We start from the raw sequence: 3,084 nt of genomic DNA, 5'->3' as shown, positions 1-3,084 counted from the left end.
AGAACTGCTTTAGTTGTTAATATCGTGGCGGCTACCTACTTTCCCGGGTGTTATCCCAGTATCATCGGCGGAGCGGGGCTTAACTTCTCTGTTCGGAATGGGAAGAGGTGAACACCCACCCTGTAACCACCATCAAGACCTTTTGATTTATTCAATCAATAATGCTTGGCAAAACCCTTAAGTCATTGACATTGGAAAGAAAGATACAATAAATATTCTTAAAGAAGATATTGGGCAATTAGTACTGCTCAGCTTTGATGTCACCATCTTTACACCTACAGCCTATCAACGTCATAGTCTATAACGTCCCTTATATGGAAGTCTCATCTTCAGGCCGGTTTCGCACTTAGATGCTTTCAGCGCTTATCCGTTGCCCACGTAGCTACTCGGCCATGCTACTGGCGTAACAACCGATTCACCAGCGGTGAGTCCAACCCGGTCCTCTCGTACTAAGGTCAGCCCCCGTCAAACTTCCTACGCCCATCACAGATAGGGACCGAACTGTCTCACGACGTTCTGAACCCAGCTCGCGTGCCACTTTAATCGGCGAACAGCCGAACCCTTGGGACCTTCTCCAGCCCCAGGATGTGACGAGCCGACATCGAGGTGCCAAACCTCCCCGTCGATGTGAGCTCTTGGGGGAGATCAGCCTGTTATCCCCGGCGTACCTTTTATCCTTTGAGCGATGGCCTACCCATGCAGAACCACCGGATCACTAAACCCTGGTTTCCCACCTGTTCGATCCGTCGATCTCACAGTCAAGCTGGCTTGTGCTTTTGCACTCCCCGCACGGTTACCAAGCGTGCTGAGCCAACCTTTGGAAGCCTCCGTTACTCTTTTGGAGGCGACCACCCCAGTCAAACTACCCACCATGCGCGGTCCTTCATCAGAAGTTAGAACACAGAATACAAAAGGGTGGTATTTCAACGTTGGCTCCATGATCCCTGACGAAACCACTTCATAGCCTCCCACCTATCCTACACATTCATATCCCATATCCAACGCAAAGTTGTAGTAAAGGTGCACGGGGTCTTTCCGTCCCGTGACGGGTAAGCGGCATCTTCACCGCTACTACAATTTCACCAAGCTCACGGTTGAGACAGTGCCCAGATCGTTACACCATTCGTGCAGGTCGGAACTTACCCGACAAGGAATTTCGCTACCTTAGGACCGTTATAGTTACGGCCGCCGTTTACTGGGGCTTCGATTCAAACCTTCGCTCGCGCTAAGCTCCCCTCTTAACCTTCCAGCACCGGGCAGGTGTCAGGCAACATACGTAGTGTCTCCACTTTGCGTTGCCCTGTGTTTTTGTTAAACAGTCGCCTGGGCCATTTCTCTGCGACTCCAGCTCACGCCAGAGTGTCCCTTCTCCCGAAGTTACAGGACTAATTTGCCGAGTTCCTTAACCGTGATTCACTTGAGCACCTTGGTATATTCTACCCAGCTACCTGTGTCGGTTTACGGTACGGGCTAATACAAGCTGATGTTTCTGTGCTTTTTCTTGGAGGCCAGTTCAAAAGTTCGCTTTGTCCGTAAACGCCGCTCAACGAAGACTTCCGTCACTTCGTACTCTCTCCCCTACCCCGTACACTTCACACTTGTATCAGGTGCAGGAATATTAACCTGCTGTCCATCAGGTGCGGCCTTCGCCTTCCCCTTAGGCCCCGACTAACCCTCAGTTGATTGACATAGCTGAGGAATCCTTAGCTTTACGGTGTGTATGGTTCTCACATACATTGTCGTTACTTATGCCTACATTTGCTTTTCTAACCTCTCCACCATAGCTCACGCTACAACTTCGCTGATGTTAGAATGCTCCCCTACCGATTATTAATAATCGCATCGCTTCGGTGATATACTTGATGCCCGTTTATTATCGACGCCCGCCCCGCTCGACCAGTGAGCTGTTACGCACTCTTTAAATGTATAGCTGCTTCCAAGCTAACATCCTGGCTGTCTCGGCAGTCAGACTTCCTTTGTTCAACTTAGTATATACTTAGGGACCTTAGCGGTTGCTCTGGGTTGTTCCCCTCTCGGACCGTGACCTTAGCACCCCGGCCCTCACTGCTGTGTCTATTTATGCCCATTCGGAGTTTGTCAGAATTTGGTAGGATTTGACTCCCCCGCATCCTATCAGTAGCTCTACCTGACATAAACGCCCCACAACGCTGTTCCTAAAAACATTTCGGGGAGTACGAGCTATTTCTCAGTTTGATTGGCCTTTCACCCCTATCCGCAGTTCATCCAAAAACTTTTCAACGTTAACTGGTTCGGTCCTCCATGTAGTGTTACCCACACTTCAACCTGACCACGGATAGATCACCAAGTTTCGCGTCTGCTCTCTTTAACTATTCGCCCTATTCAGACTCGCTTTCGCTTCGGCTGCTCATCTTAAATGATTAACCTCGCTAAAAAGAACAACTCGTAGGCTCATTATGCAAAAGGCACGAGGTCACCCACAGGCTCCCTCCGCTTGTAAGCGCATGGTTTCAGGTTCTATTTCACCCCGGTACTCCCGGTCCTTTTCACCTTTCCCTCACGGTACTCGTTCACTATCGGTCTCTCAGTCGTATTTAGCCTTGGCGGATGGTGCCGCCGAATTCAGAGGGGGTTCCTCCTGCCCCCACCTACTCAGGATTCTACTACGTCTCTACTTTGTACGCTTAAGGGACTATCACCCTCTATGGTCCAACTTCCCAGTCAGTTCAGCTTCCAGTAAATTCTAATAAGTAGTCCTATAACCCCAACACAGCCGTAACTGCATTGGTTTAGGCTTCTCCGGGTTCGCTCGCCACTACTGCCGGAATCACTGTTGTTTTATTTTCCTAGGGGTACTTAGATGTTTCAGTTCCCCCCGTTTGCCTCCTTTCGGATATCCTGATTACTCAGGATGGGTTGCCCCATTCGGATACAGTAGGATCGACATGTATGTGCCACTCCCCTACCATTTTCGCAGCTTATCGCGTCCTTCTTCGCCGCTGAGAGCCTTAGGCATCCGCCATGCGCCCTTGTCTTTCTTCTTCTTAATTACTCTATCTTTCTTCCCAATATGTCAAAAAACTCTAAGACTTATAGCCTTGTGAT

General features: G+C 49.6%; 2 rRNA genes. Both read right to left on the bottom strand.

From position 1 onward, the window contains the following. Positions 1-22: 22 nt before the first annotated feature. Positions 23-134: ribosomal RNA gene (rrf, locus tag P1X15_RS32345) — 5S ribosomal RNA — on the bottom strand. A gap of 84 nt (positions 135-218) precedes the next feature. After that, positions 219-3,023, bottom strand: a 23S ribosomal RNA gene (locus tag P1X15_RS32340). Between the last annotated feature and the right edge of the window lie 61 nt (positions 3,024-3,084).

Origin of the sequence: Runella sp. MFBS21 (assembly GCF_029433105.1) — a bacterium.
In the GTDB taxonomy this organism is placed as follows: domain Bacteria; phylum Bacteroidota; class Bacteroidia; order Cytophagales; family Spirosomataceae; genus Runella.
This window is presented reverse-complemented; position numbering and strand designations above follow the sequence as displayed.